This is a genomic window from Mycobacterium sp. NPDC050551, assembly GCF_040674075.1.
In the GTDB taxonomy this organism is placed as follows: Bacteria; Actinomycetota; Actinomycetes; order Mycobacteriales; family Mycobacteriaceae; genus Mycobacterium.
The window spans coordinates 193663-216336 of the sequence record NZ_JBFARC010000004.1 but is presented as its reverse complement, the minus strand read 5'-3'; the positions used below and the strand labels follow the sequence as shown (position 1 = coordinate 216336).

Here is a 22674-nt window from a genome sequence, read left to right as displayed (position 1 = left end):
TCAGTCCGCTCTGACGAATCCGTTCGTACGGGCGAATTCCTCGCTGGCGAACCATAGTTCGGCCACCGTGTCCTGATACCCGGGGCTCTCCGGCGACCAGTACAGACCCGATCGGGTGTCGGCCTTGATCGGGTATCCCTCCGGTGGCTCGTTCGAGCCGTCCACCGGTAGATGGATCGCGGTGCGGCCCGGCGTCGGCTCGTCGATGTCGATCGCCGCATGCCTGCCGCTGGGCGTCTCGTCCACCACCTCCACCCGGGTGGGCGTGGTGTCGACGTCATCGGAGTTCTCCTGCAGCGCGGCCTCGAACGCCGGTGCCGTCGTCGCGAGCCCGGCCGACGCAACCAAGGGCGAAGCGGCACCGCCGGCTTCGGTCGCCCGCGGATCCCATGGACTGGCCGAGCCGGCCGGTTCCGGCACCGCGGCGCCGTCATCGCCGTTGTCCTCGCGCCCCGCATACGGCCGATCGCCGTACAGCGCATCGTCGTCGTGGTGCGGATCGTGGTGTGGCTCGTCGTGATGTGGCTCGTCGTGGGGTGCGTGTTCGTGATTCAGGTCGTCGTACCAGCCGTCACCGGCCGCGCCGAACGGCCCGTCGTCGCCGCGCCCGTCTTCGCGATGCCCGCGCCTGCGGCTGAGCACCACCGCGCCGACGACGAGGCCGATGAGTGCGAGGACCGGGATGAGCGCCAGTAGCCACCAGAGATTCCACTGGTCCCACGGCCGCTCGAACCACCGCTTGGAGTCGGTGTCGGCGGACTGCCCACCGGCCGGTGCCTGCGACTGCTGCTGGCCGGGCACCTCGAGGCCCGCCAACTGAGAGGCCAGGCCGGCTGGTTCGGTGGTGAACTTGCCCGTGCTGCGGTCCCACGACACTGCGCCGCCGCTGAACCGCTGCGTGACCACCTCGCCGTTCTCGCTCTGGTCGGCCATCGGAGCGCCGAGTTCACCCGTCGCGCCGCCGAGCTTCGACCATGCGGCGTTCATCGCTCCGCGCACGATGACCGGCCCGTAGTCCGGAGTCCAGTAGATGACCGGCTTGTCCTCGGCGGCGAAGGTGCTGACCCGGCTGTTGACGCCCAGGCCGCCGTCGGCCTCGTTGCTCGTCGGGAAGCCGAGATCGCCCTCCGGCCCGCCGACGCTCTCGTACTTGTCGAGCACCTGGCCGGACACGACGTTGGCGCCGGTGGCCGGGGTGTAGAAGATCTTTCCGCCGGCGAAGTCCTGCCCGACGCCGTCGGCGCCGATCGTGTACTGCTCGCCCTCCTTGGCGCCGAGCGGACCCAGCGCGCCGCCCGCGGCGCGGCGTGCGGCATTGATGGCCGACGTCGCGTCCTCGGGCACCTGGAGACCGGCCAACTGCCCGGCCAGCTCGGGCGGCACCGTGGTGTAGGCCTTGCTCTTGCGGTTCCACGTCAGTTCCCCGCCGGTGAACTTCTGCGACACCTGGTCGCCGCGGTAGACCTCGTCCTCGGCGGGCACCCCGAGCGGCCCCGCGGATCCACCGAGCTTGTCCCACGCCGCGTTGACGGCGCCGCGAACCACGCGCGCGCCGGTGGCCGGGGTCCAGAAGATCACCGGGTTGTCGGCGGCGCTGAAGGTGGTGTTGCGGCTCTCCGGGCTCACCCGGCCCGGCTGCTCGTCGATGGTCGGGAAGCCCAGATCGCCGTCGGCGGGCCCGCCGAGCGACTCGTACTTCTCCAGGATCGCGCCCTGGGTGAAGTGTGCCCCCGTCTGCGGGGTGAAGAACATCTTGCCCGCGGCGAAGTTCTGCGCGAATCCCGCGCCGACCGGGTAGACGCCGCCGTCGCGGGGGCCGAGCGGGCCGGTCGGTCCACCACTGGCGTCCCACGCCGCGGTGATCGCGCCGTCGGCGTCGGTCTCCGGAGTCGCCCATGCGAGCGGTGCAGGCGCCAGCGCGACGGCCAGCACCGTCAGCCCCACCGCTGCGCGCCCCAACGTCGCCTTCAGCAGGGTCCGCCGCCAGCTCATCCAACCTCCCCTGGTCCGGCAACTTGCCCGAACGTAGCGCTTTCGCCGACGAGGCGTCTGATGACGTCGGACGAGAAAGCATGAGACCGATCTGGAGGAAAATACCCCGCAAACCGTGCCACCGGCGGCTGGTTGGCCTCCCGCGCGCCGCGTGACGGCCATCGGGATGTCAAAACCGCAGGTGGCTACACCCCCAGGCTGCGTCCGATGATCTCCTTCATGATCTCGGTGGTGCCGCCGTAAATGGTCTGGACGCGCGAATCGAGGTACGCGCGTGCGATCGGGTACTCCCGCATGTACCCGTAGCCGCCGTGCAGCTGCAGGCATCGGTCGATCAGGTGGACCTGCTTCTCGGTGGTGTACCACTTGGCCATCGCGGCCTGTTCGACGGTGAGCTTCTCCTCCAGGTGCAACCGGATGAACTCGTCGACCATCATCCGCACCAGGGTGGCCTCGGTGGCCAGTTCCGCCAGCAGGAACCTGCTGTTCTGGAAGCTGCCGATCGGCTTGCCGAACGCCTTGCGCTCTTTGGCGTACTGCAGCGTCTGATCGAGGACGGCCTCCATCGCGGCAGCGGCCATGATGGCGATCGAGATGCGTTCCTGAGGCAGGTTCTGCATCAGGTAGATGAAGCCCTGGCCCTCCTCGCCGAGCAGGTTCTCCGCGGGCACCCGCACGTCGGTGAAGGAGAGTTCGGCGGTGTCCTGCGCGTCCAGCCCGATCTTGTCGAGGTGGCGGCCGCGCTCGAAGCCCTCCATGCCGCGCTCGACGACCAGCAGCGAGAAGCCCAGCGCGCCCTTGTCGGGATCGGTCTGGGCCACCACGATCACCAGGTCGGCGTGGATTCCGTTGGTGATGAACGTCTTGGCGCCGTTGAGCACGTAGTGGTCGCCGTCCTTGACGGCGCGGGTCTTGATCCCCTGCAGGTCGCTGCCGGTGCCCGGTTCGCTCATGGCGATGGCCGAGATCAGCTCGCCGGTGCAGAAACTCGGCAGCCAGCGCTGCTTCTGCTCCTCGGTGGTCAGCCGCAGCAGGTAGGGCGCGACGACGTCGTTGTGCAGGCTGAAGCCGATGCCGCTGTAGCGGCCCGCGGAGGTCTCCTCGGTGATGATGGTGTTGTAGCGGAAGTCCGCGTTGCCCCCGCCGCCGTACTCCTCGGGCACCGCCATCCCGAGGAAGCCCTGCTTGCCCGCCTCCAGCCAGATGCCCCGATCGACGATCTTGTCCTTCTCCCACTGGTCGTGGTGCGGCGCCACGTGGCGCTCCAGGAAGCTGCGGTAGGACTCGCGGAACAGGTCGTGTTCGGCCTCGAAGAGGGTGCGCTCGTACTTGATGGCCGCGGATGTGGGCAAGCCCATGTGGTACCTCCGGTACTGGGTTTCGGACGTGCGGCCAACATATACCAACCGGATGGTTGGTCGCCTGCGGCCCGCCGGTCACCTCGGTCCTCCGGCCGTAGACTCGCGACCGTGCGCACCCGCCCCACCAGCCTCACCCACTGGGGCGGCTTCACCGCGGACGTGCACGCCGGCGACATCGCCGCGGTGACACCCCTGCCCGGCGATGCGGACCCGTCACCGCTGCTGGGCAATCTGCCCGGGTCGATCCGGCACCGATCGCGGATCGCCGCGCCGGCCGTGCGCCGCGGATGGCTGCGCGACGGCCCGGGACCGACGGCGCGGCGCGGCGCCGACGAGTTCGTCGCCGTCGGCTGGGACGAACTGACCGAGTTGCTCGCCGCCGAGCTGCGCAGGGTCGTCGACACCCACGGCAACGAGGCGATCTACGGCGGCTCCTACGGCTGGGCCAGTGCAGGCCGGTTCCACCACGCTCAGAGCCAGGTGCACCGCTTCCTCAAACTGCTCGGCGGCTACACGTTCTCGCGGCACTCCTACAGCCTGGGCGCCACCGGGGTGATCATGCCGCGGGTGGTCGGCACCCACGACGACCTGTTCAAGCGGTCGACCGACTGGGAGGTCATGGTCGCCTACACCGACCTGATGGTGTGCTTCGGCGGCGTGGCACTGAAGAACACCGCGATCAACCACGGCGGCACCACTGCCCACCCTGCGCGGGATGCGTTGCGCCGCATGCGCGAACGCGGCGCGCAGATCGTGTCGTTCTCGCCCCTGCGCGACGACGTCGACGGCGAGTGCGAATGGCACGCGCCGGTGCCCGGCACCGACGTGGCGATCATGCTGGCCCTGGCCTACGTGCTGGCGACGGAGAAACTGGCCGACCGCGACTTCCTGCGCCGGTACTGCACCGGTTACGAACACTTCGAACGCTATCTGCTCGGTGCCGACGATGCGACGCCCAAGACCCCGCGGTGGGCGTCGGCGATCTGCGGTCTGCCCGCCGCCGATCTCACCGCACTGGCCCGCCGGATGGCGGCGGGCCGCACGATGGTCACCGTCAGCTGGTCACTGCAGCGGATCCGGCACGGCGAACAGGCGCCGTGGATGGGACTGACGCTGGCCGCCATGCTCGGCCAGATCGGGCTGCCCGGAGGCGGATTCGGCCACGGCTACGGGTCGATGAACGAACCGGGCCTGCCGCCGCTGCGGTGCGGCCTGCCGAAGTTGCCGCAGGCCCTCAACCCGGTGCGCACGTTCATCCCGGTCGCCGCCGTCAGCGACATGCTGCTGCATCCCGGCCGCGAATTCGACTACAACGGGCTGCGGCTCACCTATCCCGACATCAGGCTGGTGTACTGGGCCGGCGGCAATCCGTTCCACCACCACCAGGACATCCCCCGGTTGCGCCGTGCACTGGGCCGGCCCGACACCGTGGTGGTGCACGAGCCGTACTGGACGGCGATGGCCCGGCACGCCGACATCGTCATCCCGTCGACCACCGCGTTCGAACGCGACGACTACTCGGGATCGCGCAACGACCCGATGCTGATGGCGATGCCGAAACTGGCCGAGCCCTTCGCACAGTCCCGCGACGACTACACGACGTTCGCCGCACTCGCCGACCGCCTCGGATTCGGCGAGCAGTTCACCGAGGGCCGCACCGCCCGTCAGTGGCTGGCGCATCTCTACGAGAAGTGGTCGGCCGGGCTGGATTTCGATGTGCCGACGTTCGAGGAGTTCTGGCGGGCGGGGCGGCTGCGGCTGCCGACCGACGATGGGCTGACACTGCTCTCGGACTTCCGTGCCGATCCGCGGGCACACCGGCTGGGCACCCCGAGCGGACTCATCGAGATCTTCTCCGCCGACATCGACGGGTTCGGCTACGCCGACTGCGCGGGCCATCCGCGGTGGTACGAGCCCACCGAATGGCTCGGCGGTGACCGCGCGCGGCGCTACCCGCTGCACCTGCTGGCCAACCAGCCGGCGTCGCGGCTGCACGGGCAGCTCGACGGCGGCGCCACCAGTCAGGCCGCGAAAGTGGCTGAGCGCGAGGCGATCCGGATGCATCCGACCGACGCAGCAGCTCGCGGGCTGGCAGGCGGCGACGTCGCACGGGTGTTCAACGACCGCGGCGCGTGCCTGGCCGGCGTCGTCGTCGACGACCGGCTGCGCCCGCAGGTGGTGCAGTTGCCGACCGGCGCGTGGTACGACCCGGCCGATCCCAGCGACCCGGATTCCCTGTGCGTGCACGGCAATCCGAACGTGCTCACCGAGGACGTCGGGACGTCGTCGCTGGCGCAGGGCTGTACCGGGGCGCACGTGCTGGTCGAGGTCGAGAAGTTCTGCGGCACCCCGCCGCCCGTGCGGGCCCACGAGCCGCCGGTGCTTCACGACCGCCGAGACGACGGTTGTTGACGAGAAAGCCGAGAAGAGGTGTCAACAACCGTAGTGTCGGCGCGATGAACAGCTAGAAGGTGGCGAAGTCCCGAAGGCCGGCGGACAGCGCGACCGGAACCCGGGCCTTGATGCGGGTGCCCTGCTCGGTGTGTTCGGTGGCGTCCACCCTGCCGTCGGCGTGGATGCGAGCGACGAGATCGCCGCGGTCGTAGGGCACCGTGACATCGATGACGACGTCGGTGGGCTCCACCAGTTCGGCCATCCGCGTGCGCAGCCGGTCGAGCCCCTCGCCGGTGCGCGCCGAGACGAACACCGCACCGGGCAGCGCGCTGCGCAGCTGGGCCAGCGTCAGCCCGCTCGCGGCGTCGACCTTGTTGACCACCACGAGTTCGGGCGGCGGCGCCATGTCGTAGTCGGCCGCGACGTCGTTGATCACCTGCCGCACGGCGTTGACCTGTGCCAGCGGGTTGACGTCGGACCCGTCGATGACGTGGACCAGCAGGTCGGCGTCGACGACCTCCTCCAGTGTGGAGCGGAACGCCTCCACCAGCTGGGTGGGCAGATGCCGGACGAAGCCGACGGTGTCGGTCAGCACGAACGGCCGCCCGTCGTCGAATTCGCCTCGGCGCGTAGTCGGTTCGAGGGTGGCGAACAATGCGTTCTCGACCAGCACGCCGGCCCCGGTGAGCGCGTTGAGCAGGCTCGACTTGCCGGCGTTGGTGTAGCCCACGATCGCCAGGGCGGCGACGTCGCTTCGACGCCTGACACTGCGCTGGGTGTCGCGGATCTTCTTCATGTCCTTGATCTCGCGGCGCAGTTTCGACATGCGCTCGCGGATCCGGCGCCGATCGGTCTCGATCTTGGTCTCGCCGGGACCGCGGGTGCCGACGCCGCCGCCGCTACCGCCCGCGCCGCCACCCTGACGGGACATCGACTCACCCCAGCCGCGAAGCCGGGGCAGCATGTACTCCATCTGGGCCAGCGACACCTGCGACTTGCCCTCGCGGCTGGTGGCGTGCTGGGCGAAGATGTCGAGGATCAGCGCCGTGCGGTCGATCACCTTCACCTTGACCGCCTTCTCCAGCGCGTTGAGCTGAGCGGGACTCAGCTCGCCGTCGCAGATGACGGTGTCGGCGCCGGTGGCCAGGACGATCTCGCGGAGCTCCTGGGCCTTGCCGGAACCGATGTAGGTCGAGGCGTCGGGTTTGTCGCGGCGCTGGATCAGTCCTTCGAGCACCTCCGAACCGGCGGTCTCGGCCAACGCGGCGAGTTCGGCGAGGCTGGCGTCCGCGTCGGCGGCGCTGCCCTCGGTCCAGACGCCCACCAGCACGACGCGTTCGAGACGCAGCTGGCGGTATTCGACCTCGGAGACGTCGGCGAGTTCGGTGGACAGTCCGGCGACGCGGCGAAGCGACGCGCGGTCTTCGAGCGCGAGCTCACCGGTGCTCGGGATGTTGCGGTTGTATTCGGGATGAGTCATAGGCGAATCAAGGTTCGCACGGAGTCCATGTGTCATGCACCTCGATTAACGCAGATGGGAGCGCCACCATTCTTCGGCGAGCTCCCCGTCCGCCAGCAGCACCGACGGTCCGCGCAGGTAGCTGGTCGCCTCGGTGACCGTGACGACGACGCTGCCACCGGGGACGACGACCGTCAGCTGCCCGGTCTGGGCGCTGTCGTGCGCGAGTGCGGCCACCGCGGCGGCGACCGTGCCCGTTCCGCATGAGCGGGTCTCCCCCACTCCGCGTTCGTGCACCCGCATCGACACCGCACCATCCACCGGCGCGGTGAGCACCTCGACGTTGACACCCTGCGGGAACTGGGCGGTGTCGAAGTGCACCGGCGCGGCGACGTCGAGTGCGGCAAGGTCCGCGGCGGTCAGAGAGGCGTCGACGCAGGCCAGGTGCGGGTTGCCGACGTCCACCGCCAGGCCGGCGAAGACCCGGCCGCCGACGGTGGCAGAGCCCGGTCCGAGCTGGTTGGCCTTGCCCATCTCGACGGTGACGTCGGCCGACAGTCGATCGACCTGGTGCAGCACCACCGGCCGCGGACCGGCCAGCGAGCCGACGACGAATTCGTCCCGCGACTCCAGACCGCTGGCGCGCAGGTAGTGCGCGAACACCCGGACGCCGTTGCCGCACATCTGGGCGATCGAGCCGTCGGCGTTGCGGTAGTCCATGTACCAGTCGCCGTCGGCCACCCCGTCGGGAAGCCGGTCGAACACGCCTGTGGCCAGCGCGGCGCCTGCCGTGGTCACCCGGAGCACGCCGTCGGCGCCGAGGCCGCGGCGGCGGTCGCAGAGTGCGGCCACCGCAGCGGGCGCAAGGTCCACCCGCGCGTCGAGGTCCGGCAGCACGACGAAGTCGTTCTGCGTGCCGTGCCCCTTGGCGAACTTCACCTGGTCAGGATACGTGTCACGTCCTTCCTGCCCGCCGCCACACGGCCAGCGCCCGGTCCACAGTGTCGGCCGCAGCCCCGTCGAGCCAGGTGGTGCGGTGATCGCGGCGGAACCAGGACCGCTGCCTGCGGACGTAGCGGCGGGTGCCGACGAAGGTCGGTTCGCGGGCCGCCATGCCGTCGCCGCCACCGTCCAGGTCGGCGATCACCTGCGCGTAGCCCAGCGCGCGGGCCGCGGTGACGCCGTCGCGCAGTCCGCGGCCCAGCAGCGCGGTGACCTCACCGACCAGGCCGTCCGCGAACATGGTGTCGGTGCGCTGCGCCAGCCGCTCGTCGAGAATTGTTGTCGGCCAATCTAACCCGACGATGGCGGTGTCCCAGCGCGGCGGCGCGCCGATGGCGGGCGCCGAGGCCGCAAACGGTCGGCCGGTCAGCTCCACCACCTCCAGCGCGCGCACGATGCGTCGCCCGTCGGTGGGCAGGATGGCTGCGGCGGCGTCGGCGTCGACGGCGGCCAGCTCGCGGTGCAGCGCGGCCACCCCGGCCTCTGCGAGCCGCTGCTCGTAGCGGGCGCGCACCGCGGGGTCGGTGGCCGGGAACGACCACTCGTCGAGCAGCGACTGGACGTAGAGCATCGACCCGCCGACGATCACCGGCACCGCGCCACGCGCCGCGATCGCCTCGACATCGGCGGCCGCGGCGGCCTGGTACCGCGCGACGGTCGCGGTCTCGGTCACGTCGAGCACGTCGAGTTGGTGGTGCGGCACGCCCCGTCGCTCGGCCACCGGTGTCTTCGCCGTGCCGATGTCCATGCCGCGGTAGAGCTGCATGGCGTCGGCGTTGACGATCTCACCGCCGATCCGCTCCGCGACGGCGAGAGCCAGCGCCGACTTGCCGGTGCCGGTGGGCCCGATGACGGCCAGCGGCCGAACGCTCACGGCGTCCACAGGCCGGCGAAGTAGCCCACCCCGTAGGGCGCGCCGCGGTAGAACTCCTCGGCCGATCGCGGCCCGGGTCCGGCCAGGCCGGCGAGCACCTGGTAGGCGACCCGGCCGACGACCGCATCCGGCAGCTCGCCCAGCGCGGCGACGTCCCCGCAGGCCAGTGCGTCGTCGAGCGCCTCCTGCAGAGGGACAGAGTCGGGGTCGTACCCACCTGGGGCGGGCGGGGTCAGCGTGTTCGCGCCGTCGGCGACGACGAGCAGCCCGACCGGGTCGTCACGGGCGTCGAGTTCGGCGCGCAGCCGTCGGCCCCGCTCGATCGCCTCGCCGGCGTCGAGCCCGGCCGGATACACCCGCACCTGCGCCGTGGCGGCGGGCTGGGCCTGCCCGCGGATCCAGCCGGCGATCAGGGCGCACAGCGGAAGGTCGTCGGGCGGGGTGCCGTCGCCCGGCGAGAGCGTCACGCGCTCGTCGACGCCGTAGCCGGCGAACGTGCCCGTCCGGGATTCGTCGATGACCGCGTCGTGCATGCCCGCGCCGACTGCCACCCAGCGGGCGGGCAGGGCCGCGGCGGCGGTCAGCACCGCGTCGCGCAGGCCGGTCAGCTCGACTGCCGCGGCGCCCGCCAGCCGGGGCACCATGACCGGCGCCGAGGGCACGATCGCGATGGCGGTGAGCACGCCACCAAACTAGTGGCCGGCGGGTGTGTCGGCGCCGGCCGCCTCGCCGCGCGCCAGCGCCGCCGTGGCCACCACCATCGCCGCGGCCGCGGCGATCAGGGTGAACCAGCCGGCCTCGCCGGGACGCAGCGCCTCGCCGAGGACGACGACGCCGAGCACCGACGCCACCACCGGTTCGGTCACCGTCATGGTGGGCAGCGACGCGGTCAGCGCGCCCGCCCGGAAGGACGCCTGCTGCCACGCGGTGCCTGCCACGGCCACCAGCGCCCACGCGTAGAGCTCGGGCATCCGCAGCACCGCGAGCAGACCGTCGTCGAGGCGGTCGACCACGCCCTTGGTCAGCACCGCGAACAGGCCCCAGAGCGCTCCGGACACCACCGCCAGCAGGACGGCGGAGGCCGGTCCCGACCAGATCCTGGCGCCGATCACGCACAGCACCAGCGCAGGCCCGAGCACCACGGCGACCGACGTCCAGACCTCCAGCGAGGCCCGGGCCTGACCGGCGGTGGGGTTGCCGACGGTGACGATCACCGCGACCGCGCCGGCCAGCAGCGCCGCCCACAGCCACTCCCACCGGGTCACCCTCCGGTGGGTGAGCCGGGCATTGATCGGCAGGGCGAACAGCAGCGAGGTGACCAGGATCGCCTGCACCAGCAGCACCGAGCCCAGGCCGAGCGCGGCGGCCTGCAGGGCGAAACCCACCGCCGAGACCCCGCTGCCCAGCCACCACTGGCGGTCGCGCAGCAGCCGCAGGAACAGCCCGGTGTGGCTGACCGGCTCGTCGGTCACCTCGTGGGCGGACCGCTGGTGGACGACGTCGCCGATCGCGATGAACAGCGCGGCGCCGAGTGCCAGCAGCGCGGCGATATCCGCCTTGGCCATCGCGGTGGTGCCTTCCTGCCGGGTGGGCGTGTGGCGTCGAGCCTGCCCAGGAAGGCTCGCCGGTTGCAAACCGGGACGGCGAAGGCGTGCGCATCGCGGGCGGCGACCTGTTTCAATTACGTCGGTACATGCGAGGCGCCGCGTCGCGCGGCAGTGCGCGGAACTTCCGCGCGGAGGTGCGAGGAACCGATATGACGACCAGTGAGCCCGGTACGGCATCCGACGACGATCGACCGGCGGACAGTGAGGTGACCACACCGGCCGACACCGGTGCGGACGCGGCGCCGCCCGCGGCCCCGGCGCCGACTCCCCGGCCCGGTCCGAAACCGGCACCCCGGCCGGGTGCGGCACGGCCGGTGCCCAGGCCCGGACGCCCCGCGGCAGCCGTCGCCGCGCCGCCGGCCAGCGATCCGCACCGCTTCGGGCGGGTGGATCCCGACGGCACCGTCTGGCTGATCACCGCCTCGGGTGAACGCACCATCGGCTCCTGGCAGGCCGGCGACACCGAGGCGGCGTACGCGCACTTCGGCAGGCGCTTCGACGACCTGCACACCGAGGTGGCGCTGCTGGAGACCCGGCTGGCGTCCGGCACCGGCGACGCCCGCAAGATCAAGTCGGCGGCCGCCGCACTGGCGGAGACCCTTCCGGAGGCGCACGTGCTGGGCGACGTAGACGCGCTGGCCGCCCGCCTGGCGGCGATCGCCGAACACGCCGACGAGGCGTCCGCGGCCGAGAAGGCCCGCCGTGAGGAGCACCGGGCGGCCCAACTCGCCCGCAAGGAGGCGCTCGCCGCGGAGGCCGAGGAGTTGGGCGCCAATGCCACCCAGTGGAAGTCCGCGGGTGACCGGCTCCGCGAGATCCTCGACGAGTGGCGCACCATCAGCGGACTCGACCGCAAGACCGACGACGCGCTGTGGAAGCGGTATTCGGCGGCCCGTGAGACGTTCAACCGGCGGCGGGGTTCGCACTTCGCCGAACTGGACCGCGGCCGCGCCGGCGCCCGCCAGGCGAAGGAGGCGCTGTGCGAACGCGCCGAGGCGCTCGCCGGGTCCACCGACTGGGGACCGACGAGTGGGGCGTTCCGCGATCTGCTCGCCGAGTGGAAGGCCGCAGGGCGGGCGGCCAAGGACGTCGACGACGCGCTGTGGCAGCGGTTCAAGGGTGCGCAGGACCGGTTCTTCTCCGCCCGCAACGCGGCCACGTCCGAGCGGGACAACGAGTTCAAGGCCAACGCCGCGGCCAAGGAGGCGCTGCTGGCCGAGGCCGAGCGGATCGACGTGACCGACGTCGATGCCGCGCGCGCGGCGATGCGCACCATCGGCGACAAGTGGGATGCGATCGGGAAGGTCCCGCGTGAGCGGAGCGCCGACCTGGAGCGGCGGATGCGCGCGGTCGAGAAGAAGGTCCGTGACGCGGCGTCCACCGGCTGGTCGGACCCCGAGGCGCAGGCGCGCGCAGATCAGTTCCGCACGCGCGCAGAGCAGTACGAGCGGCAGGCGGAGAAGGCCGCCGCGGCGGGGCGCACCAAGGACGCGGAGCAGGCGCGGGCGAACGCCGAGCAGTGGCGGCAGTGGGCCGAGGCCGCGGTCGAGGCGCTCGGTAAGCGGCGTTAGGTCGCCGGGGCGTCCGGATCGTCGCCGAAGCCGTCGAGCAGCCCCTTGCGCTGACCCTCGGCGGCCCGCCGACGGCGCTCCTCCTCGGCGGCCAGTTGCACCGCGGTGCGCGACCACACCACCCGTGCCCAGTGGAACGTCAGCACGATGACCGCGATCCAGCCGACGATCAGGCCGATCCCGGGGCCGGGGTACTGCTCGGGTGCGGTCTGCCGTGACCACACGGCGAGCATCCCGATCGGGCAGGCCACCGCCGAACCCGCGAGCGCGATCCATGCGAGTGCCCACCGCCGGGTCAGCAGCGCGAGGATGGAGAAGCCGACCGAGAACACCAGCGCCAGCCACGTGAAGACCCGCGACGGCAGCGAGATGCCTTCGCCGACAGCGGCTTCGGCTCCCACCAGCACGTCGAAGCCCTTGGCGCCACCGGTGTGCGGGAGGATCAGCGACAGCAGCACCACGAACACCAGCACGGCGACCACCATCGCCCTGGAGCCGGGTTCGAACTCGCGCGCCATCCGCCGTTCGACGTCTTCGATGTCGCCCTTGAACTGTTCGAAGCCCCCGTTGCCGGGATCCCCCGCGGCGCTCATCGGCCGCATCCGTCCGACGGCGCCGCGGCGGGCGGGGCGCCGATGCCCGGGATACCGAGGCCGACTCCGGTCCGCGGTCGCCGACCCTCGGCGTGCGCGTCGCCTGCGCGGGTGCGGCGGTGCGCGAGCAGCCCGGCGTCGGCGATCAGGTGATGGGGCGCGGCGCCGGTCACGGTCGTGGTGACGACGTCGCCGGGCCGGATGTCCGCGCCGCCGGGCGCGAAGTGGACCAGCCGGCCGTCGCGGGCACGGCCCGACATGCGGGCGGTGCTGGCGTCTTTGCGTCCCTCGCCGGTGGCGACCAGCAGCTCGACGGTGGTGCCGACCTGTGCGGCGTTCTCCTCCATCGAGATTCGCTCCTGCAGCTCGATCAGCCGCTGATAGCGTTCCGACACCACGTCTTTGGGCAGCTGGCCGGGCATCTCCGCGGCGGGGGTGCCCGGCCGCTTGGAGTACTGGAAGGTGAATGCCCCGGCGAACCGCGCCCGGGCCACCACGTCGAGGGTCGCCGCGAAGTCCTCTTCTGTCTCCCCCGGGAATCCGACGATCAGGTCCGTGGTGATCGCCGCGTGCGGGATCGCGTCGCGTACGCGGTCGATGATCCCGAGGAAGCGGTCGGCGCGGTAGGACCGGCGCATCGCACGCAGCACCCGGTCCGACCCGGACTGCAGCGGCATGTGCAGTGTGGGACACACATTGGGCGTCTCGGCCATCGCCTCGATCACGTCGTCGGTGAACTCGGCCGGATGCGGAGAGGTGAACCGCACCCGCTCCAGCCCGTCGATGTGACCGCACTCGCGCAACAATTTCGCGAAGGCGCCGCGGTCGCGGGCAAGCCCGGGGTCGGCGAACGAGACGCCGTAGGCATTGACGTTCTGGCCGAGCAGGGTGACCTCGAGCACGCCCTGGTCCACCAGCGAGCGCACCTCGGCCAGGATGTCGCCCGGACTGCGATCCACCTCTTTGCCGCGCAGCGCAGGCACGATGCAGAACGTGCAGGTGTTGTTGCAGCCCACCGACACCGAAACCCATGCCGCATAGGCGGATTCGCGGGCCGCAGGAAGCGTCGACGGGAACTCCCGCAGCGACTCCTCGATCTCGACCTGGGCGACCCGGTTGTGGCGCGCGCGCTCGAGCAGCGCAGGCAGCGACCCGATGTTGTGGGTGCCGAAGACCACGTCGACCCACGGGGCCTTGCGCAGCACCGCATCGCGGTCCTTCTGCGCCAGGCAGCCGCCGACGGCGATCTGCATGTCGGGGTCGGCCTGCTTGCGGGGCGCCAGGTGACTGATGTTGCCGTAGAGCTTGTTGTCGGCGTTCTCGCGCACCGCGCAGGTGTTGAACACCACCACGTCGGCGTCGGCGCCGTCGGCCGCGCGCCGGTACCCGGCCGCCTCCAGCAGACCGGCCAGTCGTTCGGAGTCGTGCACGTTCATCTGGCAGCCGTAGGTGCGGACCTGGTAGGTGCGCGCAACCGGGCCTGCGGCGCTGTGCGCCGCCGCCTCCCGCGTCACCATCGAAGTCACGCGCCCATGGTACGGGGACCGCATCGACGCCCGATCGCGCGGATTGATCAGTTCTCGGCATGCTGAGCATTACCTGGGTAAGGTCTGCAGCCATGGACAGCTCCGGCCGGGAAGCGCAGGTCGCCGATCCACCGCCGCAGACCGTGCCGATGATCGCGATGGAGCAGGTCAACAAGCATTTCGGCAGCCTCCATGTCCTCAAGGACATCGACCTGCGCGTCGAACGGGGCCAGGTGGTCGTGGTGATCGGTCCGTCGGGTTCGGGGAAGTCGACGCTGTGCCGCACCATCAACCGGCTGGAGACCATCGACTCGGGCTCGATCGCGGTCGACGGCCAGCAGCTCCCCGCCGAGGGACGCCGGCTGGCGCAGCTGCGGTCCGACGTCGGCATGGTGTTCCAGTCGTTCAACCTGTTCGCGCACAAGACGATCCTGGAGAACGTCACGCTCGCACCGACGAAGGTGCGGCGGCTGTCCAAGGACAAGGCCCGCACCGAGGCGATGGCGCTTCTCGAGCGGGTCGGTGTGGCCAACCAGGCCGACAAGTACCCCGCCCAGCTGTCGGGCGGACAGCAGCAGCGGGTGGCGATCGCGCGGTCACTGGCGATGACGCCCAAGGTGATGCTCTTCGACGAGCCCACCAGCGCGCTGGACCCCGAGATGATCAACGAGGTGCTCGCCGTCATGGCATCGCTGGCGTCCGAGGGCATGACGATGCTCGTGGTGACCCACGAGATGGGATTCGCCCGGCGGGCGTCGGACCGCGTGGTCTTCATGTCCGACGGTGCGATCGTCGAGGACGCCGAACCCGCGGAGTTCTTCGACAACCCGCAGTCCGACCGCGCCAAGGACTTCCTCGGCAAGATCCTCCACCACTGAATTCCCGGCGAAAGGAAACCCAAGACCCATGCCGTCCCTCTCCGTGCCCTCCCGGTGGCGCGCCGCCGGTGTCGTCGCACTCGCCCTGGCCCTCCCCTTCGCGGCGACCGCGTGCGGCGGCGGTGGCGGCAGCGGCGACAGCGACAAGATCGTGATCGGCACCAAGTTCGACCAGCCGGGCCTCGGTCTGCGCACGCCGGACGGCAAGCTGACCGGCTTCGACGTCGACGTCGCCACCTATGTCGCCGGTGAACTCGGCTACACCCCGGACAAGATCGAGTGGAAGGAGGCGCCGTCGGGCCAGCGCGAGACACTCATCCAGAACGACCAGGTCGAGTACATCGCCGCCACCTACTCGATCACCGACGCGCGCAAGGAGAAGGTCGACTTCGCCGGGCCGTACCTGCAGACCGGACAGAGCCTGCTGGTGCGGGAGAACAACACCGACATCACCGGGGCGGCGTCGCTGCAGAACAACAAGAAGCTGTGCTCGGTCACGGGATCCACACCGGCGCAGAAGATCAAGGACGAGTACACCGGCGTGCAACTGCAGCAGTACGACACGTACTCGGCGTGCATTGAGGCGCTGAAGAACGGCGCCATCGACGCGGTGACCACCGACGAGGTGATCCTCGCCGGCTACGCCGCGCAGCAGCCCGGCCAGTTCAAGATCGTCGGCGACACCTTCTCCGAGGAGCGTTACGGCATCGGGCTCAAGAAGGACGACGCCGAGCTGCGCACCAAGATCAACGACGCGCTCGAGAAGATGGAGTCCAGCGGCGCCTGGAAAGAGGCGTTCGACAAGAATCTCGGTCCGGCGGGGATCACGGCGCCCGCACCGCCGAAGATCGACCGGTACTGAGCCGGAGGTCTGGCCCGGGCCGTGGACGTCTTCACCGAGTACCAGGACCAGATCTTCGCGGCGTTCTGGATCACCATCAAGCTGACGCTGTACTCGGCGGTCGGCGCGCTGATCCTCGGCACCGTGCTGGCCGCGATGCGGCTGGCGCCGGTGCCGGTGCTCAATTGGCTGGGCACCTCCTACGTCAACGTGGTGCGTAACACGCCGCTGACGCTGATCATCCTGTTCTGCTCCTTCGGCTTGGGCAACACGCTGCACATCACCCTGGTCGATGCCAACTCCACGACGTCCATCGCCGACAGCGGATTCCGGCTCGCGGTGGTCGGATTGACCGTCTACACCGCGTCGTTCGTGTGCGAGACCGTGCGATCCGGGGTCAACACGGTGCCGCTCGGGCAGGCCGAGGCCGCGCGGTCGCTGGGCTTCTCGTTCGGCCAGAACCTCCGGTTCATCCTGCTGCCGCAGGCGTTCCGGTCGGTCATCCTGCCGCTCGGATCGGTGCTCATCGCGCTGACCAAGAACACCACGATCGCCTCGGCGATCGGGGTGGCCGAGGCGGCGACGCTGATGAAGGTGATGACGGAGAACACCGCGGCGCTGCTCCTGGTGGGATTCATCTTCGCCGTCGGATTCGTCATCCTGACGTTGCCGATGGGCCTGGTGTTCGGTTGGCTCGGTAAGCGATTGGCGGTGCGACGCTGATGAGCACCGCCTCGGTGTTGTTCGACGCCCCCGGACCCCGCGCCCGGATCCGCAACCTGATCGCCACGCTGGTCGCCGCTCTGATCGCGGCTGCCGTGATCGTCTTCGTGCTGTGGCAGTTCTGGAAGCAGGGCCAGTTCACCGCCGCGAAGTGGGAACCGTTCCTGACGCCGAACCTGTGGAAGACCTACCTGCTCCCGGGCATTCAGGGCACGCTGACCGCCGCTGCGCTGTCGATCGTGCTCGCCCTGATCCTCGGATTCGTGCTCGGGGTGGGCCGGCTGTCACTGCATCCGCTGATCAGCTGGCCCTGTGCGGTGTTCGTCGAGATCTTCCGCGCCATCCCGGTGCTGATCATGATGATCTTCAGCTTCGCCGCCTACGGCATCTACGACGTGGTGCCGTCGAAGTACCAGGCACTGGCCGGGGTGGTCACCGGGCTCACCCTCTACAACGGCGCGGTGATCGCCGAGATCGTCCGCGCCGGGGTGAACGCGCTGCCCAGCGGGCAGGCGGAGGCGGCGTCGGCGCTCGGCCTGCGGTGGGGCCAGACGATGCGCGCGATCCTGCTGCCGCAGGCCGTGACGTCGATGCTGCCGGTGCTGGTGTCGCAGATGGTGGTGGTGCTCAAGGACACCGCGATCGGCTACCAGATCCTGTTCCTCGAGGTCGTCCGCCAGGGCACCAATATCGGGTCGGCGTACAGCAACTACATCCCGGCGCTGATGGTCGTCGCGGTGATCCTGATCGCCATCAACTTCACGCTGTCGGCGTTCGCGACCCGGCTGGAACGCCGCATGCGCCGGTCTCATCGCGGGCCCGCGCCGCTGCACGCCGGCGACGTCGAGCAGGAGGGCGCGCCCGGCGCCAGGGCGGTCTAACCCGCGCGATCGTGAAGCTGTACTGAACGATTCCCGTAGCGCGAGTGTGGCGATCTTTGCCTGCGCGGTCGATACGTTCCCTCTCGATGACAACGACGATTGCGCAGCCTTCAAGCCACGAATACCTCTGGTACATCCCGAACACCGTGACGCCCGGGCACCGCGGGGACGACACCGCAGCGGGCTGGGGCAGCCTGGACTACTCGGTCGACCTGGCCCAGCGCGCCGAGCTGCACGGCTGGGCAGGCGCCCTGATCGGCACCGGCTGGGGCAGGCCGGACACCTTCACCGTGGCGACGGCGATCTCGGCGCGCGCCACGAACTTCACCCCACTGGTGGCGATCCGGCCGGGCTACTGGCAACCCGCTCACTTCGCCGCCGCCGCAGCCACTCTGGCCGCACTCAACGGCGGCAGGCTCTTCGTCAACATCGTCAGCGGCACCGACGACCTGGCCGCTTACGGCGACGGCGAATTCGACAAGTCCCGCCGCTACGACCGCACACTCGAGTTCCTGCGGGTCGTGCGCCGGTTGTGGCGCGAGGAGGACGTCACCTTCCGCGGCGAGTTCTACCGGCTGGAGAACTCGACGGCGCAGCCGCGACCGTTCGCCGCCGGATTGCCCACGCCCAGGCTGTACTTCGGCGGGGCGTCGCCGGCGGCGGAGCAGGTCGCGGCCGCCGAAGCCGACGTGCAGTTGTTCTGGGGCGAACCGCTCGACGGCATCGCCGAACGGATCGACCGGCTCCGTTCGCTGTCCGACCGGCTCGGCCGCGAGCACCCACCACTCGAATTCGGCCTGCGTGTCACCACTCTGGTGCGGGAGACGTCGGAGCAGGCGTGGCGGGACGCTGAGGCGAAGCTCGCCGCATTCGCCGCCGCACCGGGCGAACTGCACCGCCGCGACCCAGGAGGCGCGGTGGGACAGCGCCGCCTCCTCGAGCTGACCGAGCGCGGCGAGGTGCTCGACTCGTGCCTCTACACCGCACCGGGTAGACATGGTGGGGGCGGTGCGGGGACGACGTGGCTCGTCGGGTCGGCCGCCGAGGTGGCTGCGGCGCTGCAGAAGTACGCCGACCTCGGCGTCACCCACTTCGTGCTGTCCGACACCCCGTACGTGTCCGAGGTCGAGAGGATCGGCCGGCAGGTTCTGCCGCTGCTGAAGCTGCCGGTCGGTCGGTGAGGGAGCGCCGTGGCGCAGGAGCGTGACCGGGTCCGTCGCGGCGGCGAGCCGCGCTCACTCGACGCGCGACAGGCGCTGGCCACACTCCCGGCGACGGTAGCGCACTAGGCGTTCGCCGGGTGGAAGCGCACTTCGTCGCCGCTCGGCGAGAGATATCCGAATGAACGCCGTTCCGGCACAACATCATTAGCGGCGATCTCGGCATCGTCGGTTTCGAAGCCGATGATGGCCCGACGGAAGTCGACCTCCCGGTAGACCTGTGCGCCGACGCCCGCGAGCCACGCGTCCAGTGGGAGCCGCCACACCAGCGACGACGGGCCGCCGTCGTCGCCGAACGGGAAACCGCCGATGCGTGGGTCGGTCCGTGTCAACGCACCCAGCGGGAGATACAGGTTCAGCCAGTCGATCCCGTCACTCAGTCGGATCGCCAGCCCGCCACACACCGACACCGCACCGCCGGGCAGGGTGAGCCGGCCGTAGAGGTGACCGAACGTCGACAACGACCCGACCGTCAGCGGCACCGCGTCCTGGTCGCGCGGTTCGCGGCTCCTGTCGGCGTAGCAGCCGTGGATATCCGCAGCGCGCCACAGGGCGTTGAGCGCGCGGCCGAGCCGCCCGTCGTCGCGAGGACCGACCTCGATGGACAGTTCGTAGAACCCGCCCGCCCAGTTGCCGGGATCGGTGAACGCGTCCGGACCGGGCTCGGCGGTGCGACCGGTCAGACCCGCCGCCGTTCCCGTTCGCCGGCCACCGCGACCTTGACCACGTCGAGCGCCATGGACTGGCCGTACCCGCGGCGGGCCAGCATCCCGACCAGCCGCCGCACCGCCTTGGCTTCCGCATCGTCGTCGTCGAGCCGCTCGCGGCGCAGCCGGTCGCGGACCAGTTGCTCGGCCCGCTGCCGTTCGGCGCCCGCATCGACGTCGGCCAGCACCTCGTCGATCACCTCGCGATCGACGCCCTTGGTGCGCAGCTCGGCGGCCAACGCGCGCTTGCCCTTTCCGGCATGCGTGTGTCGGGAACGCACCCACTGCTCGGCGAAGTCACGGTCGTCGATCAAGCCGACCTGGGCCAGTCGGTCGAGCACCTGCGTGCTCACCTCGTCGGGATAACCCTTGCCGGCCAGCTTCGTCTCGAGCTCGGCCCTGGTCCTCGCCCGCGCGGTGAGCAGGCGCAGGCACAGCGCTCGCGCCTGCTCTTCACGCTTGGCCGGCGCGACGTCGGTGGACTCAGAAGTCAACGGGAGCCGGCAGGACGTCTTCGGCGTTCACCACGGCCCCGATGCCGAGCTTCTCCTTGATCTTCTTCTCTACCTCGTTGGCGATATCGGGGTTCTCCATCAGGAAGTTGCGGGCGTTCTCCTTGCCCTGGCCGAGCTGCTCACCCTCGTAGGTGAACCAGGAGCCGGACTTGCGGATGAAGCCGTGCTCGACACCCATGTCGATGAGCGAGCCCTCGCGGCTGATGCCCTTGCCGTAGAGGATGTCGAACTCGGCCTGCTTGAACGGCGGCGACACCTTGTTCTTGACGACCTTGACCCGGGTGCGGTTGCCCACCGCGTCGGTGCCGTCCTTGAGGGTCTCGATCCGCCGGACGTCCAACCGCACGGAGGCGTAGAACTTCAACGCCTTTCCACCCGTGGTGGTCTCGGGCGAACCGAACATCACGCCGATCTTCTCGCGCAGCTGGTTGATGAAGATCGCGGTGGTTCCCGAGTTGCTCAGCGCGCCGGTGATCTTCCGCAGCGCCTGGCTCATCAGGCGGGCCTGCAGGCCGACGTGGCTGTCGCCCATCTCGCCCTCGATCTCGGCGCGCGGCACCAGGGCGGCCACCGAGTCGATGACCAGGATGTCCAGCGCGCCGGAGCGGATCAGCATGTCGGCGATCTCGAGCGCCTGCTCACCGGTGTCGGGCTGGGACACCAGCAGTGAGTCGGTGTCGACGCCGAGCTTCTTGGCGTAGTCGGGATCCAGTGCGTGCTCGGCGTCGATGAACGCCGCGATGCCGCCCGCGGCCTGCGCGTTGGCCACCGCGTGCAGCGCGACGGTGGTCTTACCCGAGGACTCCGGGCCGTAGATCTCGACGACGCGGCCGCGGGGCAGGCCGCCGATGCCGAGCGCCACGTCCAGGGCGATCGAGCCGGTCGGGATGACCGAGATCGGCTGGCGCACCTCGTCGCCGAGTCGCATCACCGACCCCTTGCCGTGACTCTTCTCGATCTGGGCGAGGGCCAGCTCGAGGGCCTTCTCGCGATCCGGGGCTTGCGCCATGGTCTTCTCCGTCCTGTGATGTTCGGTGATCGGTGTCGATCAGTTGGCCGTGACGCTAGAGGTAGCCACCGACAAGTCGGCTTGACCAGCATCTAGCCGTCGAACACCGTCCAGAGTAGACGAACACCTGTTCGACTCAAGCGGACACGCCGGTCACCGGCGGGCAGACATGAAATCGCACTCCGGGCGGCCCGTCGATGCGATTGTGCGTCTGCTCACCAAAACGGGTGACCGGGCCTATCGTGGGCGGACCGGCCCGGAACGGGGCACCTGATGCACGAGATGGCGATCACCCAGAGTGTTGTCGACGCGGTGTGCGAGCACGCCGCAGGCCGCCGTGTGCACAGCGTCCGGCTCGAGGTCGGCGCACTGTGCGCCGTCGTTCCACACGCCATGGAGTTCTGCTTCGAACTCGCCACCCAGGGCACGGTGGCCGACGGCGCCCGGCTCGACGTCGACCTGCGGCCCGGTGCCGCACGCTGCCGGACCTGCGGCTCGGAATTCGAACTCGGCGACCTGATCCTGCTGTGCCCCTGCGGCAGTGCCGACGTCGAGGTCCTCGCCGGCAGGGATCTGCGAATACTCTCGATGGAGGTGAGCTGACATGTGCGCGACCTGCGGCTGCGGTGAGGACGGGGCGGTGATCACGATGGCCGGCCAGGCCCCGGCGCATCACCACCCCCACACCCATGACGACCACGACCACACCCACGACCACCCCCATGACGACCACACCCATGTCCACACCGAGACGGTGTCCCTCGAACAGAAGGTGCTCGCCAAGAACGACCTGGTGGCCGCCGAGAACCGGCGCCTGCTCGCCGAGCTCGACATCCTGGCGTTCAACGTCACCAGTTCGCCCGGCGCGGGCAAGACCACCCTGCTCGAACGCACGATCCGGGACCTCGGCCGGGACCGGCCGATCGCCGTGATCGAGGGCGATCAGGAAACCCTCCTGGACGCCGAGCGCATCCGGCGGGCAGGCGCCCGCGCCGTTCAGGTCAACACCGGCGCCGGCTGCCACCTCGACGCCGAGATGGTCCGCCGCGCACTCGAGGCGCTCGACCCCGACCGCGGCACGTTGCTGTTCATCGAGAACGTCGGCAATCTGGTGTGCCCCGCCATGTTCGACCTTGGCGAGCACAGCAAAGTCCTGGTGATCTCGGTGACGGAAGGGGCCGACAAGCCCCTGAAGTACCCGCACATGTTCGCCGCCGCGGGGGTGGTGATCGTGAACAAGACCGACCTGTTGCCCTATGTCGACTTCGATGTCGACGCCTGCGCGCGGCACGCCCGCTCGGTCAACCCCGGCCTGGACATCCTGGCGCTGTCGGCGACGACCGGCGATGGTACCGCGGACTGGTATGCCTGGATCGCAGATCTGGCAAACGGGCCCAAGTTGGATATGTCACAAGAACTCGTTGACAAGACAATGTCGGCCGGAGTAGACCGAGAGACTAGCGCCGCGCAAGTGGGCCGAAGGTCGACTCCGGCGGTGTAGGGATCCCCAGCCCGGATCCC

Annotated in this window: 21 protein-coding genes; 9 read left to right on the top strand and 12 right to left on the bottom strand. The window is 70.2% G+C overall.

The window, feature by feature from the left end; translation table 11 throughout:
• Positions 1-1992, bottom strand: a complete 1992-nt coding sequence (locus tag AB0K11_RS17500; RefSeq protein ID WP_364979171.1) for a hypothetical protein — start codon at positions 1990-1992, stop codon at positions 1-3.
• A 185-nt stretch (positions 1993-2177) separates the two neighbouring features.
• Positions 2178-3344: an acyl-CoA dehydrogenase family protein gene (locus AB0K11_RS17495; RefSeq protein ID WP_364979168.1), complete on the bottom strand. Its 1167-nt coding sequence runs from the start codon at positions 3342-3344 to the stop codon at positions 2178-2180.
• A 117-nt stretch (positions 3345-3461) separates the two neighbouring features.
• Between AB0K11_RS17495 and AB0K11_RS17490 the strand changes: the two genes are divergently transcribed.
• Complete coding sequence (locus tag AB0K11_RS17490; protein WP_364979165.1) at positions 3462-5765, top strand: molybdopterin-dependent oxidoreductase; 2304 nt, start codon at positions 3462-3464, stop codon at positions 5763-5765.
• 52 nt (positions 5766-5817) lie between these two features.
• On the opposite strand, the gene hflX is transcribed toward AB0K11_RS17490, so the two are convergent.
• From hflX to AB0K11_RS17465, 5 genes are read right to left on the bottom strand one after another with little or no spacing between them, the layout of a single operon-like run.
• A complete protein-coding gene (gene hflX / locus AB0K11_RS17485; RefSeq protein ID WP_364979162.1) occupies positions 5818-7227 on the bottom strand; it encodes a GTPase HflX in 1410 nt (469 codons plus the stop codon).
• A 45-nt stretch (positions 7228-7272) separates the two neighbouring features.
• Positions 7273-8145, bottom strand: a complete 873-nt coding sequence (gene dapF, locus AB0K11_RS17480; protein ID WP_364979158.1) for a diaminopimelate epimerase — start codon at positions 8143-8145, stop codon at positions 7273-7275.
• Positions 8146-8161: 16 nt separating this feature from the next.
• Positions 8162-9082, bottom strand: a complete 921-nt coding sequence (gene miaA / locus AB0K11_RS17475; protein WP_364979155.1) for a tRNA (adenosine(37)-N6)-dimethylallyltransferase MiaA — start codon at positions 9080-9082, stop codon at positions 8162-8164.
• Positions 9079-9765 (bottom strand): hypothetical protein, encoded by a 687-nt coding sequence (locus AB0K11_RS17470; protein WP_364979152.1) that lies wholly within the window; start codon positions 9763-9765, stop codon positions 9079-9081. The genes miaA and AB0K11_RS17470 overlap by 4 nt, the downstream gene beginning before the upstream one ends.
• A gap of 9 nt (positions 9766-9774) precedes the next feature.
• Positions 9775-10647, bottom strand: coding sequence for a DMT family transporter (locus AB0K11_RS17465; RefSeq protein ID WP_364979149.1), 873 nt, complete (start codon positions 10645-10647; stop codon positions 9775-9777).
• Positions 10648-10838: 191 nt separating this feature from the next.
• Between AB0K11_RS17465 and AB0K11_RS17460 the strand changes: the two genes are divergently transcribed.
• Positions 10839-12260: a DUF349 domain-containing protein gene (locus AB0K11_RS17460; RefSeq protein WP_364979146.1), complete on the top strand. Its 1422-nt coding sequence runs from the start codon at positions 10839-10841 to the stop codon at positions 12258-12260.
• Here the strand turns inward: AB0K11_RS17460 and AB0K11_RS17455 are convergent.
• Both AB0K11_RS17455 and miaB read right to left on the bottom strand, forming a co-directional pair.
• Positions 12257-12862 carry a hypothetical protein gene (locus AB0K11_RS17455; protein ID WP_364979143.1) on the bottom strand — a complete coding sequence of 202 codons (606 nt, stop codon included), beginning with the start codon at positions 12860-12862 and terminating at the stop codon, positions 12257-12259. The two genes, AB0K11_RS17460 and AB0K11_RS17455, sit on opposite strands and share 4 nt — an antisense overlap.
• Complete coding sequence (gene miaB, locus AB0K11_RS17450) at positions 12850-14370, bottom strand: tRNA (N6-isopentenyl adenosine(37)-C2)-methylthiotransferase MiaB (RefSeq protein WP_364980423.1); 1521 nt, start codon at positions 14368-14370, stop codon at positions 12850-12852. The genes AB0K11_RS17455 and miaB overlap by 13 nt, the downstream gene beginning before the upstream one ends.
• A 158-nt stretch (positions 14371-14528) precedes the next feature.
• On the opposite strand from miaB, the gene AB0K11_RS17445 reads away from it, so the two are divergent.
• The 5 genes from AB0K11_RS17445 (at position 14529) to AB0K11_RS17425 (ending at position 18883) form a co-directional block, all read left to right on the top strand.
• Positions 14529-15257 carry an amino acid ABC transporter ATP-binding protein gene (locus tag AB0K11_RS17445; protein ID WP_364980420.1) on the top strand — a complete coding sequence of 243 codons (729 nt, stop codon included), beginning with the start codon at positions 14529-14531 and terminating at the stop codon, positions 15255-15257.
• Between the two features lie 28 nt (positions 15258-15285).
• The gene (locus tag AB0K11_RS17440; protein ID WP_364979140.1) at positions 15286-16119 is read left to right on the top strand and encodes a glutamate ABC transporter substrate-binding protein; all 834 of its coding nucleotides are present in this window, start codon (positions 15286-15288) and stop codon (positions 16117-16119) included.
• A 21-nt stretch (positions 16120-16140) separates the two neighbouring features.
• Complete coding sequence (locus AB0K11_RS17435) at positions 16141-16821, top strand: amino acid ABC transporter permease (protein WP_364979137.1); 681 nt, start codon at positions 16141-16143, stop codon at positions 16819-16821.
• Positions 16821-17702, top strand: a complete 882-nt coding sequence (locus AB0K11_RS17430) for an amino acid ABC transporter permease (protein ID WP_364979133.1) — start codon at positions 16821-16823, stop codon at positions 17700-17702. The genes AB0K11_RS17435 and AB0K11_RS17430 overlap by 1 nt, the downstream gene beginning before the upstream one ends.
• Before the next feature lie 86 nt (positions 17703-17788).
• Positions 17789-18883, top strand: a complete 1095-nt coding sequence (locus tag AB0K11_RS17425; RefSeq protein WP_364979130.1) for an LLM class flavin-dependent oxidoreductase — start codon at positions 17789-17791, stop codon at positions 18881-18883.
• A 104-nt stretch (positions 18884-18987) separates the two neighbouring features.
• Here AB0K11_RS17425 and AB0K11_RS17420 read toward each other — a convergent pair whose 3' ends face one another.
• The 3 genes from AB0K11_RS17420 to recA all read right to left on the bottom strand — a co-directional run bounded on the left by AB0K11_RS17420 (position 18988) and on the right by recA (position 21153).
• A complete protein-coding gene (locus tag AB0K11_RS17420) occupies positions 18988-19404 on the bottom strand; it encodes a hypothetical protein (RefSeq protein ID WP_364979127.1) in 417 nt (138 codons plus the stop codon).
• 197 nt (positions 19405-19601) lie between these two features.
• Complete coding sequence (gene recX, locus AB0K11_RS17415) at positions 19602-20123, bottom strand: recombination regulator RecX (protein WP_364979124.1); 522 nt, start codon at positions 20121-20123, stop codon at positions 19602-19604.
• Positions 20113-21153 (bottom strand): recombinase RecA, encoded by a 1041-nt coding sequence (recA, locus tag AB0K11_RS17410; protein WP_364979121.1) that lies wholly within the window; start codon positions 21151-21153, stop codon positions 20113-20115. The genes recX and recA overlap by 11 nt, the downstream gene beginning before the upstream one ends.
• Positions 21154-21426: 273 nt before the next feature.
• Between recA and AB0K11_RS17405 the strand changes: the two genes are divergently transcribed.
• Together AB0K11_RS17405 and hypB are read left to right on the top strand one after the other, a co-directional pair.
• Positions 21427-21756: a hydrogenase maturation nickel metallochaperone HypA gene (locus tag AB0K11_RS17405; protein WP_364979118.1), complete on the top strand. Its 330-nt coding sequence runs from the start codon at positions 21427-21429 to the stop codon at positions 21754-21756.
• Between the two features lies 1 nt (position 21757).
• Positions 21758-22654, top strand: coding sequence for a hydrogenase nickel incorporation protein HypB (gene hypB / locus AB0K11_RS17400; protein ID WP_364979115.1), 897 nt, complete (start codon positions 21758-21760; stop codon positions 22652-22654).
• Positions 22655-22674 lie beyond the last annotated feature (20 nt).

Coding starts and splice junctions, on each gene's coding strand:
- AB0K11_RS17455 (WP_364979143.1), bottom strand. CDS start 12,862: ATGCGGCCGATGAGCGCCGCGGGGGATCCCGGCAACGGGGGCTTCGAA.
- miaB (WP_364980423.1), bottom strand. CDS start 14,370: ATGGTGACGCGGGAGGCGGCGGCGCACAGCGCCGCAGGCCCGGTTGCG.
- recA (WP_364979121.1), bottom strand. CDS start 21,153: ATGGCGCAAGCCCCGGATCGCGAGAAGGCCCTCGAGCTGGCCCTCGCC.
- AB0K11_RS17425 (WP_364979130.1), top strand. CDS start 17,789: ATGACAACGACGATTGCGCAGCCTTCAAGCCACGAATACCTCTGGTAC.
- AB0K11_RS17405 (WP_364979118.1), top strand. CDS start 21,427: ATGCACGAGATGGCGATCACCCAGAGTGTTGTCGACGCGGTGTGCGAG.
- AB0K11_RS17440 (WP_364979140.1), top strand. CDS start 15,286: ATGCCGTCCCTCTCCGTGCCCTCCCGGTGGCGCGCCGCCGGTGTCGTC.
- hypB (WP_364979115.1), top strand. CDS start 21,758: ATGTGCGCGACCTGCGGCTGCGGTGAGGACGGGGCGGTGATCACGATG.
- AB0K11_RS17430 (WP_364979133.1), top strand. CDS start 16,821: ATGAGCACCGCCTCGGTGTTGTTCGACGCCCCCGGACCCCGCGCCCGG.
- hflX (WP_364979162.1), bottom strand. CDS start 7,227: ATGACTCATCCCGAATACAACCGCAACATCCCGAGCACCGGTGAGCTC.
- AB0K11_RS17465 (WP_364979149.1), bottom strand. CDS start 10,647: ATGGCCAAGGCGGATATCGCCGCGCTGCTGGCACTCGGCGCCGCGCTG.
- AB0K11_RS17500 (WP_364979171.1), bottom strand. CDS start 1,992: ATGAGCTGGCGGCGGACCCTGCTGAAGGCGACGTTGGGGCGCGCAGCG.
- AB0K11_RS17445 (WP_364980420.1), top strand. CDS start 14,529: ATGATCGCGATGGAGCAGGTCAACAAGCATTTCGGCAGCCTCCATGTC.
- AB0K11_RS17460 (WP_364979146.1), top strand. CDS start 10,839: ATGACGACCAGTGAGCCCGGTACGGCATCCGACGACGATCGACCGGCG.